The organism is Mesorhizobium sp. C432A (assembly GCF_030323145.1).
Taxonomy (GTDB): domain Bacteria; phylum Pseudomonadota; class Alphaproteobacteria; order Rhizobiales; family Rhizobiaceae; genus Mesorhizobium.
In genome coordinates this window covers 4,742,644-4,764,674 of record NZ_CP100470.1, presented here as the reverse complement: position 1 = coordinate 4,764,674, position 22,031 = coordinate 4,742,644, and the positions used below count along the sequence as shown (strand labels likewise).

22 protein-coding genes and 1 pseudogene are annotated in these 22,031 nt (G+C 63.8%); 19 read left to right on the top strand and 4 right to left on the bottom strand.

Translation table 11 applies throughout. From position 1 onward, the window contains the following. Window positions 1–113 precede the first annotated feature (113 nt). The 16 genes and pseudogenes from ldtR (at window position 114) to NLY33_RS23290 (ending at window position 16,117) form a co-directional block, all read left to right on the top strand. A complete protein-coding gene (ldtR, locus tag NLY33_RS23365; protein WP_023672997.1) occupies window positions 114–629 on the top strand; it encodes a transcriptional regulator LdtR in 516 nt (171 codons plus the stop codon). 378 nt (window positions 630–1,007) lie between these two features. Next, window positions 1,008–2,261 (top strand): L,D-transpeptidase family protein, encoded by a 1,254-nt coding sequence (locus NLY33_RS23360; protein WP_023708671.1) that lies wholly within the window; start codon window positions 1,008–1,010, stop codon window positions 2,259–2,261. Window positions 2,262–2,620: 359 nt separating this feature from the next. Beyond that, entirely contained in the window at window positions 2,621–3,934 is a 1,314-nt protein-coding gene (gene glyA / locus NLY33_RS23355) for a serine hydroxymethyltransferase (RefSeq protein ID WP_023708669.1), read from the top strand. An 80-nt stretch (window positions 3,935–4,014) separates the two neighbouring features. Then, on the top strand, window positions 4,015–4,599 hold the full coding sequence (locus NLY33_RS23350; protein WP_023708668.1) for an invasion associated locus B family protein: 585 nt from the start codon (window positions 4,015–4,017) through the stop codon (window positions 4,597–4,599). Window positions 4,600–4,737: 138 nt separating this feature from the next. After that, on the top strand, window positions 4,738–5,232 hold the full coding sequence (gene nrdR / locus NLY33_RS23345; protein WP_023669351.1) for a transcriptional regulator NrdR: 495 nt from the start codon (window positions 4,738–4,740) through the stop codon (window positions 5,230–5,232). 2 nt (window positions 5,233–5,234) lie between these two features. Beyond that, the gene (ribD, locus tag NLY33_RS23340) at window positions 5,235–6,365 is read left to right on the top strand and encodes a bifunctional diaminohydroxyphosphoribosylaminopyrimidine deaminase/5-amino-6-(5-phosphoribosylamino)uracil reductase RibD (RefSeq protein ID WP_023708667.1); all 1,131 of its coding nucleotides are present in this window, start codon (window positions 5,235–5,237) and stop codon (window positions 6,363–6,365) included. A 1-nt stretch (window position 6,366) separates the two neighbouring features. Further along, a complete protein-coding gene (locus NLY33_RS23335) occupies window positions 6,367–6,984 on the top strand; it encodes a riboflavin synthase (RefSeq protein WP_023708666.1) in 618 nt (205 codons plus the stop codon). Then, window positions 6,984–7,163, top strand: a complete 180-nt coding sequence (locus NLY33_RS23330) for a hypothetical protein (protein ID WP_033002371.1) — start codon at window positions 6,984–6,986, stop codon at window positions 7,161–7,163. Before NLY33_RS23335 ends, NLY33_RS23330 begins: the two co-directional genes overlap by 1 nt. 78 nt (window positions 7,164–7,241) lie before the next feature. Then, window positions 7,242–7,736, top strand: a complete 495-nt coding sequence (gene ribH, locus NLY33_RS23325; protein WP_023693260.1) for a 6,7-dimethyl-8-ribityllumazine synthase — start codon at window positions 7,242–7,244, stop codon at window positions 7,734–7,736. After that, a complete protein-coding gene (gene nusB, locus NLY33_RS23320; RefSeq protein ID WP_023682390.1) occupies window positions 7,733–8,233 on the top strand; it encodes a transcription antitermination factor NusB in 501 nt (166 codons plus the stop codon). The genes ribH and nusB overlap by 4 nt, the downstream gene beginning before the upstream one ends. Next, window positions 8,230–9,446, top strand: a pseudogene (locus tag NLY33_RS23315) (MFS transporter). Before nusB ends, NLY33_RS23315 begins: the two are co-directional and overlap by 4 nt. 178 nt (window positions 9,447–9,624) lie before the next feature. Next, window positions 9,625–10,536, top strand: a complete 912-nt coding sequence (gene osmF / locus NLY33_RS23310) for a glycine betaine ABC transporter substrate-binding protein OsmF (protein ID WP_023689505.1) — start codon at window positions 9,625–9,627, stop codon at window positions 10,534–10,536. A 316-nt stretch (window positions 10,537–10,852) separates the two neighbouring features. Further along, window positions 10,853–12,016: an ABC transporter permease gene (locus NLY33_RS23305; RefSeq protein ID WP_023689504.1), complete on the top strand. Its 1,164-nt coding sequence runs from the start codon at window positions 10,853–10,855 to the stop codon at window positions 12,014–12,016. Next, on the top strand, window positions 12,013–12,951 hold the full coding sequence (locus NLY33_RS23300) for an ABC transporter ATP-binding protein (RefSeq protein ID WP_023705068.1): 939 nt from the start codon (window positions 12,013–12,015) through the stop codon (window positions 12,949–12,951). Before NLY33_RS23305 ends, NLY33_RS23300 begins: the two co-directional genes overlap by 4 nt. Further along, a complete protein-coding gene (locus NLY33_RS23295) occupies window positions 12,948–13,715 on the top strand; it encodes an ABC transporter permease (protein ID WP_031196635.1) in 768 nt (255 codons plus the stop codon). The genes NLY33_RS23300 and NLY33_RS23295 overlap by 4 nt, the downstream gene beginning before the upstream one ends. Window positions 13,716–13,975: 260 nt before the next feature. Beyond that, on the top strand, window positions 13,976–16,117 hold the full coding sequence (locus NLY33_RS23290; RefSeq protein ID WP_023689501.1) for a sodium-translocating pyrophosphatase: 2,142 nt from the start codon (window positions 13,976–13,978) through the stop codon (window positions 16,115–16,117). Window positions 16,118–16,194: 77 nt separating this feature from the next. On the opposite strand, the gene NLY33_RS23285 is transcribed toward NLY33_RS23290, so the two are convergent. Together NLY33_RS23285 and NLY33_RS23280 are read right to left on the bottom strand one after the other, a co-directional pair. Beyond that, window positions 16,195–17,193, bottom strand: a complete 999-nt coding sequence (locus tag NLY33_RS23285; RefSeq protein ID WP_023705066.1) for a glycosyltransferase family 2 protein — start codon at window positions 17,191–17,193, stop codon at window positions 16,195–16,197. 1 nt (window position 17,194) lies between these two features. Then, window positions 17,195–17,740, bottom strand: a complete 546-nt coding sequence (locus tag NLY33_RS23280) for a dTDP-4-dehydrorhamnose 3,5-epimerase family protein (RefSeq protein WP_245261196.1) — start codon at window positions 17,738–17,740, stop codon at window positions 17,195–17,197. 296 nt (window positions 17,741–18,036) lie between these two features. Here NLY33_RS23280 and NLY33_RS23275 point away from each other — a divergent pair, with 296 nt between their 5' ends. Continuing rightward, window positions 18,037–18,498: an anthrone oxygenase family protein gene (locus tag NLY33_RS23275; protein ID WP_023705064.1), complete on the top strand. Its 462-nt coding sequence runs from the start codon at window positions 18,037–18,039 to the stop codon at window positions 18,496–18,498. Window positions 18,499–18,572: 74 nt separating this feature from the next. Then, window positions 18,573–19,130 carry a hypothetical protein gene (locus NLY33_RS23270; protein ID WP_023705063.1) on the top strand — a complete coding sequence of 186 codons (558 nt, stop codon included), beginning with the start codon at window positions 18,573–18,575 and terminating at the stop codon, window positions 19,128–19,130. 58 nt (window positions 19,131–19,188) lie between these two features. Here the strand turns inward: NLY33_RS23270 and NLY33_RS23265 are convergent, their stop codons facing one another. Further along, a complete protein-coding gene (locus NLY33_RS23265) occupies window positions 19,189–20,103 on the bottom strand; it encodes a LysR substrate-binding domain-containing protein (protein WP_023669366.1) in 915 nt (304 codons plus the stop codon). A 209-nt stretch (window positions 20,104–20,312) separates the two neighbouring features. Between NLY33_RS23265 and NLY33_RS23260 the strand changes: the two genes are divergently transcribed. Beyond that, window positions 20,313–21,353: a helix-turn-helix domain-containing protein gene (locus NLY33_RS23260; protein ID WP_023705062.1), complete on the top strand. Its 1,041-nt coding sequence runs from the start codon at window positions 20,313–20,315 to the stop codon at window positions 21,351–21,353. Window positions 21,354–21,453: 100 nt separating this feature from the next. On the opposite strand, the gene NLY33_RS23255 is transcribed toward NLY33_RS23260, so the two are convergent. Then, entirely contained in the window at window positions 21,454–21,966 is a 513-nt protein-coding gene (locus tag NLY33_RS23255; RefSeq protein WP_023669368.1) for an outer membrane protein assembly factor BamE, read from the bottom strand. Window positions 21,967–22,031: the final 65 nt, after the last annotated feature.

Here is a 22,031-nt window from a genome sequence, read left to right as displayed (position 1 = left end):
GGTAAGCTCTTGTTAGCCCTAGCGTTTAAGTCGAATTTTATGAGTATTCGATAGTGTCGCAATCAAGGTGAAAAACAAAAAATCACCAGGGCGACAAACGAGAGGCAAAGACAATGATCAATTCGCGTCCGGCGGCGAAGACCGCCAACGTATCCGACGATCGCCGCGAGGCTATCCGTTCGCTTTACATGGAATCGCTGCAGCTGGTGGAGCGTTTGCATCGCCGTCTGCTTGACGTGATCAAGGACGAGTTCGACCGCAACGGCCGTTCCGACATCAATGCCATCCAGGCGCTGCTTCTGTTCAATATCGGCAATTCCGAATTGACCGCCGGCGAGCTGCGCTCGCGTGGCTACTATCTCGGCTCGAACGTCTCCTACAATCTGAAGAAGCTGGTCGATCTCGGCTTCATCAACCACCAGCGCTCGCGCATCGACCGCCGTTCGGTCCGCGTTTCGCTGACGCCGAAGGGCAATGAAGTGGCGGAAGTCGTCGCCGGTCTCTATGAGCGCCATGTCGGCTCGATCGAACAGGTCGGCGGCATCAACAGCGAAGAGTTCAAGCAGATGAACCGCGCGCTGCAGCGCCTCGACCGCTTCTGGAACGACACCATCGCCTACCGGATGTAATCAGCGGGCCATTGAATAGCAGCTGCGCCGGAAGAAGCGCGGCCGGAGGAAAGTCTCAGCCAACAGGCCGGTGCCGAAAAGCACCGGCCTTTTCTTTTCGAGCCGCCGGCGCTTCCAAATTCGGCGTAAGCCACGTTGCCGCCATATTCGCGGTGGAAGCGGGGATGCGGGTGATGCGGCGGCGAAAGCTGTTCGCGCGCCTGTAATGTCGCATCGCGGTCCGCTTTTCACGGCTCAGTGATGCAGGTCATGGTTGGCTAATTGTTAACAGTGCCAACTTTAGAGTGCGGGCGATATCGCCCAGGATCGAGCACGTAGCCGAACGCTGCAACAGCCAAACGCTAGAAGCCAAACACGACAAGAATGTCTGGAACGTCCATGAGAACCAGCCGCCGCCTTTTCCTTTCCGGAGCTTCCGCGCTCGCCGTTGCCATGGTTGCCAATGCCGCCAGCGCGCAGGATGTGATCGACGATATCCTGAAATCGTCGGGCCGCGGCAATTGGGACGACCAGTTCGATGCCCGCGCCTCGGAGGGCGGCAAGGTCGCCTCGACGCTGCCGATCTTCAGCCTGCAGACGGTCGCCTTCACCGAACAGGCGGTGGCGCAGTATCAGAACATCGTCGCCCAGGGCGGCTGGGGCGAGGTGCCGGCGACCAAGAAGCTGCAGCTTGGCGTCGACGATCCGGACGTGGTGCCGCTGCGCAAGCGGCTGATGGTTTCGGGCGACCTGGCGCAGAGCGCCGGCATTTCGACGTCGTTCGATTCCTACGTCGACGCCGCGGTCAAGCGCTTCCAGGCGCGCCATGGCCTGCCGGCCGACGGCGCCATGGGCAAATACACCTATGCTGCGATGAACGTTTCGGCGCAGATCCGCCTCGGTCAGCTGCAGACCAACCTGGAGCGCCTGCGCGAAAAGGCCGGCACGCTGGGCAGCCGTTATGTGCTGGTCGATATCCCGGCGGCACAGATCGAGGCGGTCGAGAACGATCGCGTCGTGCTGCGCCACACCGCAATCGTCGGCAAGATCGACCGCCAGACCCCGGTGGTCAATTCCAAGATCAACGAGATCATCGTCAATCCTTACTGGAACGCGCCGGTCTCGATCGTGCGCAAGGACATCATTCCGCTGATGCGGAAGAACCCCGACTATCTCAAGGACAGCCACATCCGGCTGTTTGCGCCTGATGGCAGCGAAGTCGATCCGATGACTGTCGACTGGTCGACGGATGATGCCGCAAAATACCGCTTCCGCCAGGATCCGGGTTCCGGCAACGCCATGGCCTCGGTGAAGATCAACTTCCCCAGCCCCGACGGCGTCTACATGCACGATACGCCGCAGCAAAGCCTGTTCGGCAAGATGATGCGCTTCGATTCTTCGGGCTGCGTGCGTGTCCAGAACGTGCGCGACCTCGTCACATGGATCCTGCGCGACACACCCGGCTGGGACCGCCAGCATTTCGAGGCGACCATCAAGACCGGCGAGAACACGCCGGTGCAGGTCGTCAACCCGGTTCCGGTCCACTTCCTCTATGTGTCGGCCTGGTCGACGGGTCCGGGCGTCGTGCAGTTCCGCGACGACGTCTACGCGCTCGATGGCGCCAGCGAACTGCAGATCACCTCTTCGCTTTAGCGGCTGATCTCGTTTTAGGAAAGGCCACCGCAAGGTGGCCTTTCCGTTCGAAGTCCCATGACGCCGAGCGCATCGCCGTGCGCGACATGTTAAGCAGCGGCGCGATCAACGACCATACGGCGCGGGCGCTGTTTACCGAGATCACGCTCACCGAAGCCTTGCTGCAGGGGCGGCAGGAGCGAAAATAGCGGTACAGGGCCGCTCTGGCGCAATCCGGCCAGCAAATTTCGCGCTGCAAACGTGGCGAGGCGAAAACAACTGTGTTAATGGCGCGGCAATGCATGTCGCCCGGAACCGTGCAGCGGTTTCGGGGCAACGATATGCATAGATAAATGCCCCGAACCGAAGGATTTCAGGCCATGGCAACTGCAGCGGCAGCGTCGAACAAATTCGAATCCTTCTTCGAAACCACGCTGGAAGATGCCGATCCGGAGATCTTCGGCTCGATCCGCAACGAGCTTGGCCGCCAGCGTCACGAGATCGAGCTGATCGCCTCGGAAAACATCGTTTCGCGCGCCGTGCTCGAGGCGCAGGGCTCGATCATGACCAACAAATACGCCGAGGGTTATCCGGGCAAGCGCTATTATGGCGGCTGCCAGTTCGTCGACGTCGCCGAGGAACTCGCCATCGAGCGCGCCAAAAAGCTGTTCGGCTGCAACTTCGCCAATGTCCAGCCGAATTCCGGCAGCCAGATGAACCAGGCGGTCTTCCTGGCGCTGCTGCAGCCGGGCGATACCTTCATGGGCCTCGACCTGAACTCCGGCGGCCACCTGACGCACGGCTCGCCCGTCAATATGAGCGGCAAATGGTTCAAGGTCGTTTCCTATGGCGTGCGCAAGGACGACCATCTGCTCGACATGGGCGCGATCGAAAAGACCGCGCATGAGACCAAGCCGAAGCTGATCCTGGCCGGCGGCACCGCCTATTCGCGCATCTGGGACTGGAAGCGCTTTCGCGAGATCGCCGATGCGGTCGGCGCCTATCTGATGGTCGACATGGCCCATATCGCCGGCCTGGTTGCCGGCGGCGTGCATCCGTCACCGCTGCCGCACGCCCATGTCGTGACCACGACCACGCACAAATCGTTGCGCGGCCCGCGCGGCGGCATGATCCTGTGCAATGACGAGGACATCGCCAAGAAGATGAACTCGGCGGTTTTCCCCGGCCTGCAGGGCGGCCCGCTGATGCATGTCATCGCCGCCAAGGCGGTCGCCTTCGGCGAGGCGCTGAAGCCGAGCTTCAAGCTCTATGCCGAGAGTGTCGCCGCCAACGCGAAGGCGCTGGCGTCGAGCCTCAAGGAAACCGGCCTCGACATCGTCTCCGGCGGCACCGACAACCATCTGATGCTCGTCGATCTCAGGCCCAAGAACGCCACCGGCAAGCGCGCCGAGGCAGCGCTCGGCCGCGCCAACATCACCTGCAACAAGAACGGCATCCCGTTCGATCCGGAAAAGCCTTTCGTCACCTCGGGCGTGCGTCTGGGCACGCCGGCCGGCACCACGCGCGGCTTCGGCCAGGCCGAGTTCCGCGAGATCGGCAAGTTGATCGCCGAGGTGCTGGACGGGCTGAAGGTCGCCAATTCCGACGAAGGCAATGCGGCTGTGGAAGCAGCCGTGAAGGCCAAGGTCGTGGCGCTGACCGATCGTTTCCCGCTCTATCCCTATCTCGGTTGACCGCCAGCGGCGCATCGTCTTTTATCCCGCGCTCTGCGCCGCTTGCTGTCCGGGGCGGCGCGGCCTGTGGAGATCTGACGATGCGCATGTTCCATCCTGCCGTTCTGGCCTTCCTCGGCTTGCTTGCCACCTTCACTGTGTCGTGCGCGATCGCCGAGGAGCAGACGCAGCCGGGCACGGATATCCCGGCCACCAGCACCTTTGGCAGGTGGACCACGATCATCGATGCGCTCGACACCGGCCAGGATTCGCACAAGACCTGTGCGGCCTCGACAGCCTTTGTCGACGGCAACGGCAATGCCGGCACGCTGACGCTTTCGATCTCGACTGGCGACGCCCTGCCGCCCGATGCCTATCCGGCGATCATGTTCACCATCGCCAACAAGGAGCTGCCGACCGGCAAGAAGATCGCCGCGACCTTTGGCGACCCCGGCGTCAAGGTTTCCGCGACCGTCTATTCCAATGATGCCGGCCGCCCGAGCTGGACCGTCGACAACCAGGCCAAGACCAGTCTCGCTTTGTTGCGGGCCATGCGCCAGGTCATCTCGCTCGACGTGACGTTCGGCAAGCAAGCCGTCGCCAGCATCCCTATGGACGGCTTCACCAAGGCCTACCGCAACCTCGGAACGTCCTGCGGCTTCCCGACCAAGGACGTCGCGCCCTGACATATCTGGCGCGGCTGGCAATTTTCCTCCCGCCTCGCTATCTCTGAGGGCGCGAGCGGCCGTTGCCGAACCTTTGCCGTCCCGGCAAAAACCTCTAAGCCTATCGTTCCGCCAGAATCGCCAACCTGAAGGCTCTCCATGCGCTGTCCCTATTGCCAGTCCGAAGATACGCAGGTGAAGGATTCGCGCCCCGCCGAGGATGGCGCGGCGATCCGCCGGCGGCGCGTCTGTCCCGATTGCGGTGGCCGTTTCACCACTTTCGAGCGCGTCCAGTTGCGCGACCTCGTGGTGGTGAAGAAGTCCGGCAGAAAGGTGCCGTTCGACCGCGACAAGCTCTTGCGTTCGGTGGAGATCGCGGTGCGCAAGCGCAATGTCGATCCCGAGCGCATCGACCGCGCCGTCACCGGCATCGTGCGCCAGCTCGAAAGCTCCGGCGAGACTGAAATCGCCTCGGGCGAGGTCGGCCGGCTCGTCATGGAAGCGCTGAAGTCGCTCGACGACGTCGCCTATGTCCGCTTCGCCTCGGTCTATCGCAATTTCCGCGAGGCCAAGGACTTCCATGACGTGCTGGGTGAGCTCAAAGGTGACGAACTCAAAGGCGACGAGCTGAAGAGCGAAGAGGACGCCGGCTGAGCATGGCAAGCCAAACGTCAGGGAAGGCCGATCAGCAGGCCCTCGATCGCCGCTTCATGGCCGCGGCGCTGAGGCTCTCGCGCAGAAATGCCGGCCGCACCTCGACCAACCCTTCCGTCGGCACCATAATCGTTCGCGACGATGGCGCCGGCCCGATGATCGTCGGCACAGGGGTCACCGCTGTTGGCGGCCGGCCGCATGCCGAGACCGAGGCGCTGACTGAAGCCGGCGAGTTGGCGCGCGGCGCCACCGCCTATGTCACGCTGGAGCCCTGCGCCCACCATGGCCGCACCCCGCCTTGCGCCAACGCGCTGGTCAATGCCGGAGTGGCGCGGGTCGTCGGGGCCGCCAGCGATCCCGATCCGCGCGTCTCCGGCAAAGGCTATGCCATCCTGCGCGCCGCCGGCATCGAAGTGGTCGAAAAGGTGCTGGTCGAGGAAGCCGCCGAGCAGATGGCCGGCTATTTGATTCGATCCATGAAAAAGCGTCCGGAAGTGACTCTGAAGCTTGCGCTTTCCAGCGACGGCAAGATCGGCAGGCATGGCGCCGGCCAGGTCGCGATCACCGGCGATATCGCCCGCCGCGAAGTCTATCTGATGCGCGCCGAAGCCGATGGCATACTGGTCGGCATCGGCACGGCGCTGGAGGATGATCCCGCGCTCACCGTGCGGCTGCCGGGGCTGGAGAACCGCTCGCCGGCGCACATCGTGCTCGACCGCCAGATCAGGCTGCCGGAAGCCTCGAAGCTGGTCTCCGGCACCGACCGGGTGCCGCTCTATGTCGCCGCGAGCCTGGAGGCTGATCCGCTACGGCGGTCGGTGCTGGAGCGTGCCGGCGTGCGCTTCATCGGCACCGAAACCCATGAAGGCGGCGTGGCCTTGCCGGAACTGCTCGAGGATCTCGGCGCGCTCGGCATGGCCAGCGTTCTGGTCGAAGGCGGCGCCAAGGTAGCCAGCGCCTTCCTCGCCGAAGGACTGATCGACCGCATCGTGCTGTTCCAGGGACCGGAAGCGATCGGCGAGGGCGGCATTGCATCGCCCATCGACGCCAACCATATCCCGGCAGGCTTCCGCAAATTGCGCGAGATGCGCTTCGGGGAAGACAGCTATGCCGAATGGGTGAGAGATATCTGAAATGTTCACTGGAATTGTCACCGATATCGGCACCGTCGCGGCCGTCAAGCCGCTGAGCGAAGGCGTCGGCCTGCGCATCGACACCGCCTATGACCCCGCGACGATCGCCATCGGTGCCTCGATCTCCTGCGGCGGCGTCTGCCTGACGGTGACGGCGCTGCCAGACGGCGGCTCGAACGCCCGCTGGTTCGAGGTCGAAGCCTGGGAAGAGGCACTGAGGCTGACCACGGCGTCGGGCTGGAAATCAGGCACCAAGGTCAATCTCGAGCGGGCACTGAAGATCGGCGACGAACTCGGCGGCCACATCGTGTCGGGTCATGTCGATGGCATGGCCGAAATCGCCGAGCGCAAGGATGAAGGCGATGCCGTTCGCTTCACGCTGGAGGCGCCGCGCGAACTGGCGAAATTCATCGCGCCCAAGGGTTCCGTCGCACTCGACGGCACCTCACTCACCGTCAACAAGGTCGAAGGCGCCCGTTTCGACGTGCTGTTGATCCATCATTCGCTGACCGTGACCACCTGGGGCGAGCGCAAGGTCGGCGACAAGGTCAACCTCGAGATCGACACCATGGCCCGCTACGCCGCGCGGCTGGTCGAGGCCGCGAAGGAAGGTTTGTGATGACAAAAGACGAAATTCACTTCGGGCAGCGGGAAGAGCTCCACACTGAGGACGCGCTCGGCCTCAGTTTGTCGGTCAACGATCGCAAGGTTTTCCCTGAAGCTCTGATCAATGCTCAGCCCATAAACGATCGTCTTCGCGATACAGTGCGTCGGTATCGCGAGGCTACCGGTATCTGACGGCCTCACCTCCAGCAATCTTCCGCTTGCGATCAAACCGGCTTCGGCCTAAGTCACCGGCTACCCCCGGAGACATTCATGGCAGGCACATCCCAACACGGCAAAGCGTTCATTCGCCCGAAGAAGAAGGCCCACCTTCTGATTATCGAGGCGCGCTTTCATGACGATCTTGCCGACGCGCTGCTCGACGGCGCGACGAGCGCGCTCGACGAAGCCGGCGCGACCTATGACGTCGTCACCGTTCCCGGTTCGCTGGAAATTCCAGCAGTGATCACTTTTGCGCTCGACGGCATGGGCGAGGGCGGCAAGGACTATGATGGTTTTGTCGCGCTCGGCACCATCATTCGTGGCGACACCTATCATTTCGACATCGTCGCCAATGAATCGAGCCGCGCGCTGATGGATCTCTCGGTGCAGGAAGCGATTGCGATCGGCAACGGCATCCTGACCACCGAGAACGACGCGCAGGCCTGGACGCGCGCCAAGCGCTCGGAGGGCGACAAGGGCGGCTTTGCCGCGCGCGCGGCGCTGACCATGATCGCGCTCAAGGAGAAGCTGGGAGCGCAATCGTGAGCGAACCCGCTTCGCCCGGCCAGCCCGCGATACGCCACGCCAACAAGCGTGGCGCCGCCCGTCTGGCCGCCGTGCAGGCGCTTTACCAGATGGACGTGGCCGGCAGCGGCGTCTTCGAGATCACCGCCGAATACGAGGCGTTCCGGCTCGGCAAGGAAGTCGACGGCGCGCTTTATCGCGAGGCCGACGCGCAGTGGTTCCGCGCCATCCTGGCCGGCGTCGTCGAGAACCAGACGACCATCGATCCGATCATACGCCAGGCGCTGACGGAAGACTGGCCGCTGTCCAGACTCGATTCGACGTTGCGCGCCATCCTGCGCGCCGGCGTCTACGAACTGATGAAGCGAGACGACGTGCCGGTGGCCGTCATCGTTTCGGAATATGTCGACATCGCCAAGGCCTTCTACGAGGAAGACGAGCCGAAGCTGACCAACGCCGTGCTCGACCGTGTGTCGCGCCGGGTGCGGGGCGAGGGGCGCGGCAAGGACGCATTGTGACCGGCACCGTCGCCGGCGCAGCAAGGGAAGCGCGCCGCACGGCGATCATCCTGGCGACGTCGCAGGCGATTATCGGTTCGGCCGCGCCGATTGCCATTTCCATGGGCGGGCTGGCCGGGCAATATCTGCTTGGCCCCGATAAGTCGCTGGCAACGGCGCCAATCACCGGCTTCAACATCGGCGTGGCGCTCGGCGCGTTGCCGGCCGCGGCCATCATCCGCTGGCTCGGCCAGCGCGGCGGCTTCATGACCGGCACCATCGTGACCGCGCTTGGCGGCGTCATCTCCACGCTGGCACTGTTCCACGCCAGCTTCTGGCTGTTCGCTTTCGCCCTGCTGGTGATCGGCGTCGGCGGCGCCTTCGTCCAGCAGTTCCGCTTCGCCGCCGCCGATAATGCTCCGCCCGAATCAAGGCGCGCGCCATTTCCTTCGTGCTGGCCGGCGGCGTCATCACCGCGATCCTCGGGCCGCAGATCGTCATCTTCACCCGCGAATTGCTGGCGCCGGTGATGTTTGCCGGCTCGTTCTTGGCCATTCCGGTTCTGGCGGCGGCCGGCGCCATGATCCTGTCATTCCTGCGCATCCCGGCCAAGGCTCCCGGCCACGCGGAAGTCGCGTCAAGCGACGCCCGGCCGCTGTCCGAGATCGTCACCCGGCCGCGTTTCGTCGCGGCACTGTTTTGCGCCGTCGGCAGCTATGCGCTGATGAGTTTCGTCATGACCGGCGCGCCGCTGGCCATGGTCGGCTGCGGCCTGTCGACGGACGACGCCACGCTCGGCATTTCCTGGCATGTGATGGCGATGTTTGCGCCGACCTTCTTCACCGGATCGCTGATCCATCGCTTCGGCGCCGAACGCATCGTCGCAACCGGCCTGGTCCTGCTCATCGGCTGCGCCGCGGTGGCATTGTCCGGCCTGCATTTGTGGCAGTTCTGGACGGCGCTGATCCTGCTTGGCCTCGGCTGGAATTTTGCCTTCATCGGCGCCACCTCCATGGTCGCCGACAGCTACCATCCGTCCGAAAAGAGCAAGGTGCAGGGCTTCCACGACTTCGTCCTGTTCGGCTCCGTCGCCTTCGCCTCGCTAATGTCGGGCGCCATCTACAATGCCTGGGGCTGGGAGATGCTGAACTGGCTGGTTTTCCCGGTCGTCGCCCTCTGCTTCGTCGCCCTTGGCGCGCTCAAACTGACCGGATCGCGCAAAGCCCGCGCCTGATCCGGTTCTATCTTTGGCTTGGCACGACGTGTCAGCATGGCGGCGGCCGAAATCGCGGCGACCGCACAAAATTATTGCGTCTGTACCCATTGTTATGAAACCGTGTGCCCCGACGGGGCGTTGAAGCCATGCTCATATGCGGCCACCGCATTTCGGTCCAAAGCAAGGGGTTTTCACAATGTTTTCAGTCAAGATTCTGGCCGGCGCGGCGTTGGCGCTCGGCATCACGGCCGCCTCCGCCAATGCCCAGGTGGTCGTCTCCTCGAAGATCGACACCGAGGGCGGCGTGCTCGGCAACATCATCCAGCTTGTGCTCAACGCCAACAACATCAAGACCACCGACCGCATCCAGCTCGGCGGCACGCCGGTGGTACGCAAGGCGATCACTGCCGGCGAGATCGACATCTATCCCGAGTACACCGGCAATGCCGCTTTCTTCTTCGAGAAGGCCGACGATCCGGTCTGGAAGGATGCCGCCAAGGCCTATGAGACCGCCAAGAAGCTCGACTATGACGCCAACAAGATCGTCTGGCTGTCGCCGTCACCGGCCAACAACACCTGGGCGATCGCGCTGCGCAAGGAGGTTGCCGAGACCAACAAGCTGGCGACCCTGACCGACTTCGGCAAATACGTCGCCGGCGGCGGCACGGTGGTTTTGGCGGCGTCGGCTGAGTTCGTCAATTCGGCGGCAGCCCTGCCGGCGTTCCAGACCACTTACGGCTTCACGCTGAAGCCCGAGCAGTTGATCACGCTTTCGGGCGGCGACACCGCCGCGACAATAGGTGCTGCCGCCAACCAGACCAACGGCGCCAACGCCGCCATGGTCTACGGCACCGACGGCGGCATCGCGCCGTCCGGCCTGGTCGTGCTCGCCGACGACAAGGGCGTGCAGCCGGTCTACCAGCCGGCGCCGATCATCCGCGAAGCGGTGCTGAAAGAGCATCCGGAGATCGAGACGCTGTTGAAGCCGGTGTTCGCCAAGCTCGACCTCGTCACGCTGCAGGAACTCAACGGCCGCGTCCAGGTCGGCGGCGAGCCGGTCAAGGGTGTCGCCGAGGACTTTTTGAAGAAGAACGGGTTTTTGAAGTAGTCAGCGCATAGCTGATCGTGACGCTGGTGCGAGACACCCCTCTCTGGAAGCTGCTGATCTCCCCCCTTGCGGGGGAGATGTCCGGCAGGACAGAGGGGGGTGCTGTCCCGCCGACCTCACAACCGGTAGCAGGTGCGTGCCTCGACAGGGTTGCTTCTGAACATGCCGACGCTCGAAAGCTGGCGATCCTTCACACCCCCCTCTGGCCTGCCGGCCATCTCCCCCGCAAAGGGGGAGATCGGATTTCGCGTCGGCTTTCGCCGATCACCAGCGTAGTCTGCGCAACGTGGAAAATCGCTCCTCATGAGGGGCATCCATGACCCTGCGTTTCGACAAGCTCGGCATGGTTATCGCGGCGATTGTTGCCTATGCGGCGTTTCTGGCTCCGTTCGCCACCTTCCGCGCCAATCGTATCGTTCCCGGTCAGGCGCGCTCGATCCTGGAGGCGCTGCCGGCCACAGTCGGGCCGCTACTGCTGGCGATCGTCGTCGTGGCCGCAATTGTTGCCTTGCTGAAAACCCCGCTTGTCCTGCGCCTGGCCGCAAGCGTCGTGGCGCTCGCCGCCCTTGCCATCCTGATCGGTGTCGCCGGCACCTTCCTGACGCCGGCCGGCAACACCTTCGCCCGCATCTCGCCGGCTTCCGGGTTCTGGCTGTTGATCTTTGCCTTCACATTGTTGCTCGCCGACGTGCTGACCAGGCTCAACCTGTCGCCACCGGCCCGCGTCGGCGTGCTCGTCCTCGCGGCGCTGGCCATCGGCTTGTTGCTGATATCGGGGCAGTGGGACAGCCTGTCGATCCTCAAGGAATATGCAAACCGCGCCGATAGTTTCTGGGCCGAAGGCTCCAAGCACATCACGCTGGCGCTGGGGTCGCTGGCGGCGGCGGTGATCGTCGGCCTGCCGCTCGGCATCCTGTGCCACCGCGTCGAACGGTTGCGGGCCGGCGTGCTCAATGTGCTCAACATCGTCCAGACCATACCCTCGATCGCGCTGTTCGGCCTGCTGATCGCGCCGCTGGGCTGGGTCGCCGCGCATGTTCCGGGTGCCGCAGCGCTCGGTATCAGAGGCATCGGCACCGCGCCCGCCTTCGTGGCTTTGTTCCTCTATTCGCTGCTGCCGGTGGTGGCCAACACCGTGGTCGGGCTTGCCGGCGTACCCCGCGCGGCCAATGATGCAGCGCGCGGCATGGGCATGACCGATGGCCAGCGCCTGTTCGGCGTCGAGTTTCCGTTGGCCTTTCCGGTGATCCTCACCGGCATCCGCATCGTGCTGGTGCAGAACATCGGCCTGGCCACCATCGCCGCACTGATCGGCGGCGGCGGCTTTGGCGTCTTCGTCTTCCAGGGCGTCGGCCAGACCGCAATGGACCTGGTGCTGCTCGGCGCCGTGCCGACGGTGGCGCTGGCCTTCGCCGCGGCCATCATCCTCGACGCAGTGATCGAAATGACCGCCACCAGGCGCAGGGTTGAAACGGCATGATCGAGATCGAAGGCATTACCAAGCGCTATGACGCGACGACCGTGGTCGACGACGTGTCCATGGTCGTCGAGCCGCGTACGGTTTGCGTCATTGTCGGTACCTCCGGTTCCGGCAAGACGACGCTGCTGCGAATGATCAACCGGCTGGTCGAGCCGACCGCCGGCGTCATCAAGCTCGACGGCAACGACAACCGCACGCTGCCCGGCTACGAGCTGCGCCGCAGCATCGGCTACGCTATCCAGGGCCACGGCCTGTTCCCGCACCGCACCGTTGCGCAGAACATCGCCACCGTGCCGGTCCTGCTGGGCTGGGACAAGGACCGCATCAAGGCCCGCGTCGATGAGTTGATGACACTCTACCAGCTCGACCCCGAGGCCTATGGCCCGCGCTACCCGCACGAACTGTCCGGCGGGCAACAGCAGCGTGTCGGCGTCGCCCGCGCGCTCGCCGCCGAGCCCAATGTGCTTCTGATGGACGAACCGTTCGGCGCACTCGACCCGATCATCCGCACCAAGGCGCAGGAGGACCTGCTGGCAATCCAGAAGCGCTTCGGCACCACCATCATCCTCGTCACCCACGACATGGAGGAGGCGGTCCACATGGGCGACAAGATCGCCGTCATGGATGCCGGAAAGCTGGTGCAATACGCCAAGCCGGAAGAGATCCTGGCGCGGCCGGCGAACGCCTTCGTCGAAACCCTGGTCGGCGCCAGCGAAAAGCCGTTCCGGCTCTTGTCGCTCGGCCGCGTGCGCGAGGCCGTGGAAAAGGGGTCTGCCGAAGGCGAGGCGATCCCAGGCGACGCCAGCCAGCGCGACGCGCTGGCCGAGCTTCTGTGGTCGGGCCGGCCGGCGCTGCCGGTCAAGGGCGAAGACGGCAAGCCGCTCGGCCGCGTCACCGTCGACGGGCTGGTGAAGCGCGCGGCGAGGCCGGCATGAAAGGGGCCGGTCTAAAAGCCTGGCTGCCTTCGCTGCTCAGGCTTGCCCTGGTGGTGCTTCTCATAGCCTTCGTCACCAATCCCGGCTGGTTCGAGCCGCTGTTGAAGCCGCTGACCGAAAACAATGCGCCGGCGATCTACAATCAGGGCAGCCTGCTGACGCTGACCCTGCTGCATCTCAGGACCGTGCTGATCGCTACCGTCGCCGCTGCCATCGTTGCCGTGGCGCTTGCCATCCTGGTGACCAGGCCGGCGGGCGCCGAATTCCTGCCGCTGTCGCGCAGTCTGGTCAATATCGGCCAGACCTTTCCGCCGGTGGCGGTGCTGGCGCTGGCGGTGCCCGCCGTCGGTTTCGGCGAGAAGCCGACGCTGATTGCGCTGTTCCTCTACGGCCTGCTACCGATCTTCGAGAACGCGCTGACCGGCCTCACAACGCTGCCGGGCAACATCATGGAGGCCGCGCGCGGCGCCGGCATGACGGGCTGGCAAAGACTGGTCAAGGTCGAATTGCCGCTGAGCGCCGCGATCATTCTGGGCGGAATAAGGCTGTCGGTGGTGATCAGCCTGGCCACGGCGACGATCGGCTCGACGGTTGCCGCCAAGACGCTGGGCGAGGTGATCATCGCCGGCCTGCTGTCCAACAATCTCGCCTTCGTCCTGCAAGGCGGCCTGATCGTCGCGGCGCTGGCGGTGCTGATCTATGACGGACTGTCCGCCATCGAGCGCTACACCGCGCGCAAGATGGGGCAGGAGACTGGCGACTGACCTTCGCTGGACTGCGGGCAAAGCATTGACTGACGCGGCGTCATTTCAACCGATCTAATAGCAGGGCATCGGCCACGGGAATGTTCTGGCCTAAACTTTTGGCTGAAAGCGGGGCAAAAACCGAACAATATCTTGACGTTCCGAGCCCTGTTTCGCATACACCGCTGCGAAGGACGGATTCCGCCTAGGCTTTATCCGCTCCCCGCACCAACGGCCCAGGGAGGGGTTCTTTTGGGCCATCAATCGAGGAAAATTCGGCAATGACCATCATTTCTGCCGTCATCGCCTGCGGCTTGCTTTCAATCCTTTACGCCATCTGGGCGACACGATCGGTTCTTGCAGCCGATCAGGGCAACGCACGCATGCAGGAAATCTCCGCCGCCATCCGCGAAGGCGCGCAGGCCTATCTGGCGCGCCAGTACACCACCATCGCCATCGTCGGCGTGGTCGTGCTTGTGCTCGCCTGGTGGCTGCTCTCGATCACCGCCGCGGTCGGCTTCCTGATCGGCGCCGTGCTCTCTGGCGCCGCCGGTTTCATCGGCATGCACGTCTCGGTGCGCGCCAATGTGCGCACCGCGCAGGCGGCGTCCAACAGCCTCGCCGCCGGTCTCGACATCGCCTTCAAGTCGGGCGCCATCACCGGTATGCTGGTGGCTGGCCTCGCGCTGCTCGGCGTGTCGATTTACTACTATATTCTGACCGGCCCGATGGGCCTGCAGCCCAATGACCGCATCGTCATCGATGCGCTGGTTTCGCTCGGCTTCGGCGCTTCGCTGATCTCGATCTTCGCCCGTCTGGGCGGCGGCATCTTCACCAAGGGCGCCGACGTCGGCGGCGATCTCGTGGGCAAGGTCGAAGCCGGTATTCCCGAAGACGATCCGCGCAACCCGGCCACCATCGCCGACAATGTCGGCGATAATGTCGGCGACTGCGCCGGCATGGCCGCCGACCTCTTCGAAACCTATGCGGTGACCGTCGTTGCCACCATGGTGCTGGCCGCCATCTTCTTCGGCGGCACCGCCGCTCTGGGTGCGGCGATGCTCTATCCGCTCGCCATCTGCGGCGCCTGTATCCTGACCTCGATCGTCGGCACCTTCTTCGTCAAGCTCGGTTCCAACGGCTCGATCATGGGCGCCCTCTACAAAGGCCTGATCGTCACCGGCCTGCTGTCGATCGTCGGTCTCGGTGTCGCTACCTCGGCAACCGTCGGCTGGGGCGAGGTCGGCACCGTCGCCGGCATGACCATCATCGGCAAGAACCTGTTCATCTGCGGCCTGATCGGTCTCGTTGTGACCGGTCTCATCGTGGTGATCACCGAATACTATACCGGCACCAACAAGCGCCCGGTGAACTCCATCGCCCAGGCCTCGGTGACCGGTCACGGCACCAACGTCATCCAGGGACTTGCGGTGTCGCTGGAATCGACCGCACTGCCGGCAATCGTCATCGTCGGCGGCATCATCTCGACCTACCAGCTCGCCGGCCTGTTCGGCACGGCGATCGCGGTCACCACCATGCTCGGCCTTGCCGGCATGATCGTCGCCCTCGACGCCTTCGGCCCGGTCACTGACAATGCCGGCGGCATTGCCGAAATGGCCGGCCTGCCCAAGGAAGTGCGCCACTCCACCGACGCGCTCGACGCGGTCGGCAACACCACCAAGGCGGTGACCAAGGGCTACGCCATCGGTTCGGCCGGTCTTGGCGCGCTGGTGCTGTTTGCGGCCTATTCGAACGATTTGAAGTTCTTTGCCGCCAATGGCGACAAATATCCATACTTCCAGGGCATGGGCGATGTCTCCTTCGACCTCTCCAATCCCTATGTTGTCGCCGGCCTGATCTTTGGCGGCCTGATCCCGTACCTGTTCGGCGGCATCGCCATGACGGCGGTCGGCCGCGCGGCGGGCGCCATCGTCGAGGAGGTGCGCAAGCAGTTCCGCGAGGACCCGGGCATCATGGCCGGCACCTCCAAGCCGAACTATGCCCGCGCCGTCGACCTTCTGACCAAGGCGGCGATCCGCGAAATGATCATCCCCTCGCTGCTGCCGGTGCTGGCGCCGCTCGTCGTCTATTTCGGCGTGCAGCTGATCTCGGGCTCCAAGGCGTCCGCCTTTGCGGCACTCGGCGCCTCGTTGCTCGGCGTCATCGTCAACGGCCTGTTCGTCGCCATCTCGATGACTTCGGGCGGCGGCGCCTGGGACAATGCCAAGAAGTCGTTCGAGGACGGTTTTGTCGACAAGGACGGCGTCAAGCACCTCAAGGGCTCCGAAGCGCACAAGGCTTCGGTCACCGGCGACACGGTTGGCGATCCCTACAAGGACACCGCCGGCCCGGCGGTCAACCCGGCAATCAAGATCACCAACATCGTGGCGCTTCTGCTGCTGGCCGTGCTCGCGCACGGCTAAGGCAACGCCACTGCTTCAGGAACAAACCCGCGGGAGCGATCCCGCGGGTTTTTGTTTGAGATTTACGCTGGTGGCAGTCAACCCTCATCCGGCTCGGTGCCGGCATCGCCGCGCTTGCTGTAGCGATCGAGCAATTCGCTCACGCCAGGTTCGCGCTCAGGCATCGGCGCCAGGCCACGCAGGCGCCGCAGCTTGGCAAGGAAGGCGCCTCGCTTATACTTGCGGCGGAAGGCGCGGGCGCGGGGATGGATGCCAAGAGCCGCCATCAGCCTGCGCCTGAGATAACTCGATGCCGCCAGGCGAATGGGTTCGCCCGCGCAGCCAAGGATTTTCACGCGCAAGGCGTCCGGCGTCTGCATGGCGTCCAGAAGATCCTTCTGTTCCTGCGCATTGTCGCCGAGATAGGAACCCTTGCGTATGCCGGAATGCAGCTTGATCACCGTGAGGTGCGGCATCGTCGCGATCACCGCGCCCTTTCGCCATGCCCGAAACAGCCAGTCCTGCGAGCTTTCGCAAAAGCACTGGCTGGCGGGTCGCCAAGGTCCGAGCAGGCTGAACGAAGCGCGGCGAAACATGTGTGCTGAGCCAAATCCTTCCGTCGTGACGGGGTCGTAAAAACCATCCTTGCCGATCCCGAAGATCGAATTGACAGGATTGCCGGCCGCCGACGGCGGCTGGATGACGGCACCGCGCGCCAGCACCACGTCGGCGCCTGTGGCGTCGATCCAGCCGGTCGTCGCCGCCAAATGGTCGGGAAACCACAGATCGTCGTGGTTGAGCAAGGCGACGAAGCGGCCACGCGCCCTGGCAAAGCCGATATTGTTGGGACCGGACTGTTCGCCGAAATTGACGGGAAGATCGATGTAGACGATGCGGGCATCGTCAAATTCAGCGACAACGGCCGCCGTATCCGGCCTGCAATCGTCCCCGATGACCAAGGCTTCCCAGTCTTGCAACGTCTGGCGCATGACGCTGGTCAATGCCTGCCGCAGCGCTGCCGGCCGGTTGTGCGTCGCGATCACGATCGAGACCAGCGGTTCGCCGCCGGCCTGGTCGCGCTGCGCCGATGCTTCCACGCTACACCAGTTTGTAGGGAATGTGGTCGGTGTCTGGCGGCAGGCGCCAATGGTCGGGCTGATCGTAGGCATAGGCCTTGTCGACGAGATTGAGCAGCACCGCCGTCTCCGCTCCGAGCGAGACAACACCATGCCATATGCCGGGCGGAATGATGACGACCGCCGGGCGCAGCGGGCCGATAATCTTGTGCCAGACGGCGCCGAAGGTCGGCGAGGCCTTGCGTCCGTCAAACAGCGAAATGCGAACGCTGCCGACGCAGCAGAACAGCCGGTCGGTCGTCACCGCATGGGCATGCCAGCCCGTCACCGCGCCGGGATACAAGGTGCGTTGGAAGACCTGGCCGACCGGCTCCGAATCGAGCTCCCACTCCTCGCGAAAGATCTCGGTCAGATAGCCGGTGGAGGTTGCGACCGGCCTGATCTCCTTGACCCTCACGCCATCGATCGTCACCTGCTCGATGGGCATCCAGTCAGGCGTGACCACTTGGCTGTCAGCCGTTCCGGTCGCCATCCAGCCTGTCGGTTTTGTCCGGGTTTTTTCCGGCACGGATGCTACTCCCAATTCAGCGTGATGCGCCATTGGCCAGCACGGTCTGATACGAATTTGACCGGTCGCTGGCAAGTACGCGTCAAGGTTTGCTGATGGGTTTCGATCTCACGGCACTTGATGTTTTGATGCAATCGGAGGGCCGCATTGCCCAAAACATCGTTCCGTTCTGCCCAAGCCCGGACCGTTCGCCTGCTTTAATACCCCGGCCATGGCCAGGACATTGCGATCGACGCGGTGTCTGCTCGCCCTCGCGGCGATTTCGGGCAGGGAAAGGCATTTCGGCAGGAAAAGACATGGACATGTTTTTGATGACGGCTTCGCTTGCGCTGGCTGGAATTATTGCCGGCATCTACGTCTCGGGCGTAATCCATGATTTTCGCATCGATGATCTTACCGCCGGCCAGTACATGGCCATGCATCAGATGCGCGACCGGACGTTTACCCGGGTGATGCCGGTCGTCAGGCTGACGACGCTGGTGCTGATCGCGGCGACGGCGATGTTTGCGGTCGATGCCGGCCTGCCGCGCATCCTGACGATCGTCGCCGCGGCGCTGGTGGTGATCGACATTGGCTTCACCGTCAGCCGTCAGGTGCCGCTCAACAAACAGGTGCTGAGCTGGACGCCGGTGACCATCCCCGATGATTGGGCGCAGACGCGCGACAGCTGGGCGGCCAACCACAATCTGCGCCTTGTGCTTGGACTGGCCGAATACGCCTGCCTGTTTGCCGCGGTCATCCTGACGCTCAGCCGGTGATTCAGTTTTCGCGGAACGCCGCGGCATGGGTCGGCACTTCTGCCGGCCGCCGCCGTTGAAACAGGAGTATTGCCATGCTGCACCACGCTTCATTCAACGCCCGCGATCCGCAGGCCGTCGCCAGCGTCCTTGCCGAAATGCTTGTCGCCACCGCGGTTCGTGCGCCGTCGCCGCCATTTCCTGAGGGAGCATGGTTCGTCTGCCTCGGCGACGATTTCGGCTCGCTGATCGAAATCCTGCCGTGCGGCACGGTTCTGGACCAGCAAGCGCCGCTCGGCATCGGCTTCGACCCGAACATGCGCCTGCGCTCCGGCTCGCATGTGCTGCTCAGCACGCCCAATTCGACCGAAACCATCCAGGGCATTGCCGCCCGCATGGGCTGGCATAGCGAGCTGATCGATGCGCGCCTGTTCAAGGTGCTCAAGGTCTGGGTCGAGGACGAAACCCTCGTCGAATTCCTGACGCCCGAGATCGCACCGCTGTACCGCGCGACATTCGGCTGGGGCGGCATGGCGACACTCGACGCCAAGCTGCGCGAGCTGGAGAGCCAGATGGCGGCAGCGCTTGCCGCCAAGGCCGCGAACCAGTCGGGCCGCAAGGATGACCAACCGGCCGGTGCAATGAGTCCGTGAGCACCGGGGGGCGCCTTCTGCTGACCTCCCGAGGAGAGTTCCCAAACGGCCGCCGAGGTCAACCGGCGCCGGCGCTGTCGCCGGCTTCCGCCTTCAGCCAGTTGATGAATGATCTGGCAGGCTCCCAGGCGGAGATGGACGGGTGGACGACGACGTAGTGGTTCCAGTTCGTCGGTATGTCCGTTGTCAGGAGGCGGACGAGCCTGCCTGTGCGCAAATCGCTCTCGACCAGCGACTTCCTCGCGATGGCGACGCCCAGACCGCTCGCCGCCGCTTCGACCGCCAGCAAGGTTCCGTTCAGATTCATGCCGTCGCCAACCGTATCCAGCGGCAGATTGTTTCTCTCGAACCAGTGGCGCCAATTGGCGCCGCTCTCGTCATTTTCGGCCGTCGTGTCGAGGATGCGAAACAGTCGCAGCACATCGTGCTGGTCTCTGACCGGGCCGTTGGCGGCGAGATAGTCGGGACTGACGACAGGAAAGATCGCATCTGCCATCAGCCATTCGGTCTCGACGGCCGGATAGTGTCCGCCGCCGAACCGCAATGCGATGTCGACTGTTCGCTGCGAAAGGTCGACGACTGCAAGATCCGCATTGATGTCGATCTCTGTTTCGGGATGCTTTTTGCGAAACCTGTGCAGACGCGGGGCCAGCCAGCGTACGGCATGCGAAGGAATGGCAGTGACCCTCAGCCTCGTGCGCTCGTTGCGCGCGACACTCGCGATCGTGCTCTGGATTTCCAGCAATGCGCGTCGCACGCCCGCGGACAATCTTTCGCCTTCAAGCGTTAGTTCGACGCGGCGGACATGGCGGGTGAACAGAAGCACGCCGAGATCGGCTTCGAGATCGGCGATGCGGTGGCTGAGCGCGCTTGGCGTAACATTCAGCTCATCGCCGGCGCGCTTGAAGCTGCCCAGCCGGGCAATGACCTCGAAAGCACGAATGGATTCCAGTTGTGGAAGCCGTCTTGTCATTTGCCGTTACCCGATCCCGCCCATGGGTTCCTTAGCATGAATGAACAAAGCTCATCCATAGCTTCGTAAATAGTCTTTTGTCCAAATGCGCAAATCATTGTAGCCATCCACTGCCCCCCGATTGCCGCCGTCGGATGAGAGGCCGTTCATGGAACGAGCCTCGACTTACGAACGACAGTGAAATGAAGACAATCGCTTGGGAGTACCCCATGACTATTCGACCCCCCGAGTTTGCGCATGCGCGCTTTTCGACCGCCATGTGGCCGCGAGCGGAATGGCGAAACGTCTATTGCGACCTGTTGCGCCGGATGGTGACCGACATGGATTTTAACGTCACGGAGGAAAAGCTCTCCGTCGACGCGACCATCCTGCGGCTGCCGGGCGTCGGCATTGCCGGTTCGAGGACCACCGCCTTCCGCACCATCCGTTCCCGCGCCGTGGCCAAGGGGACCGATGATTACATTTTCTTCATGTGTCTGGAGGGCGCTGCCACCTTCTCGCATCTCGGCCGCGAGGCCAGCATCGAGGCCGGCCAGGCAATCCTTCTGTCCTCCTCTGATCCGCATGTGATCGAGCGGGCGATGTCGCATCATCTCTTCATCACCATCCCCAAGGCAGCGCTCGGGCCCATGGCTGCGAATGCGGATGCCGCCCTGATGACGCCGATGTCATGCGTGGGCGAAAAGTTCTTGCTGCTGACCAGCTATGTCCGTCTGCTGATGCAGGAGCCGAACCTGGCCGCGTCCGAATTGCGCTGGCTTGCCGCCAAGCACATACAGGACCTTGTCGCGGTCGTGGTCGGGGCAACGCAGGACGCCACCGAGGTCGCCGCAGGCCGCGGCATACGCGCCGCGCGGCTTCGCGCCATCAAAGCCGATATCGAAAGCAATCTGGCTTCCGGCGATGTCGGGTCGGACGCGCTGGCCGGGCGCCACCGCGTCAGCGCGCGCTATATCAGAAAGCTGTTCGAGGGTGAGGGTACCTCGCTGTCGCAGTTCGTGCTTGGCCGGCGGCTGGCGCTGGTTTGCAGCAAGCTATCCGACCTGCGCCTGGCACACCGCACCATCGGCGCCATCGCCTTCGACGCCGGCTTCGGCGATCTCTCGACCTTCAACCACGCCTTCCGCCGGCATTTCGGCATGACGCCTTCGGAAGCGCGGCAGAGTGCGGCTGTGCACCGCGCCTCGCTGGAGCCCGGCGGCCGAACAGGCCACGCGCGGCAAAGCGCGACGGGTGTTGCGGCCGCATGACCTCAAAACAAAAGCCCGCAGGATCGCTCCCGCGGGCTTTTGGTCGCCTGAGATGGTGTCGCTTCGGGGGAAGCAAAAATCTGAGGAAGGCGGTCGCTTCTTAGGCGCCGCCGCCAGGAATGGGGGGCGCCAGCTTGCTGGCGCCTTTGATGATCTGGCTGAGGAAGTTCTGGTCCTTGCCGCCGGTCGGCGTGGTGCGCGAGATGAAGTCGAAAATCTTGCCGTCCTTCAGACCGTAATTGGCAATCTGGGTGACGCGCCCGTCCTCGCCAAAATAGACCGCGAGCACTTTCTGGTCGACCAGGCGCGGCTTGTCGAAAGCGACATAGCGCTTGCGCGTCTGCGAAATGTAATAGAACGCCTCATTGTCGAAGGTGGCTTTCGTCGATGGCGTGCCGAGCGCCAGAAGCACCTGTTCGCGGCTGGAGCCCACCGGCACCGAATCGACCGCCTGCTGGTCGATAACATAGCCCTGCGTCAGCGTCTCGCTAGGGTTAAGGTCGCCGAACATCTTGGACGAATTGCAGCCCGACAGCGCGGAAGCCACCAGCACCAGCGAAACCGCGGCGGTGGCCCCAGGCAGAAAAGTCGACTTGAATTTCAGCGCGCGCAACAACAACTCCATTAGCTGGCCGCAACTTGCGCTGGGCGGCAAAACCGGTAAACCAGCTTGCTTGC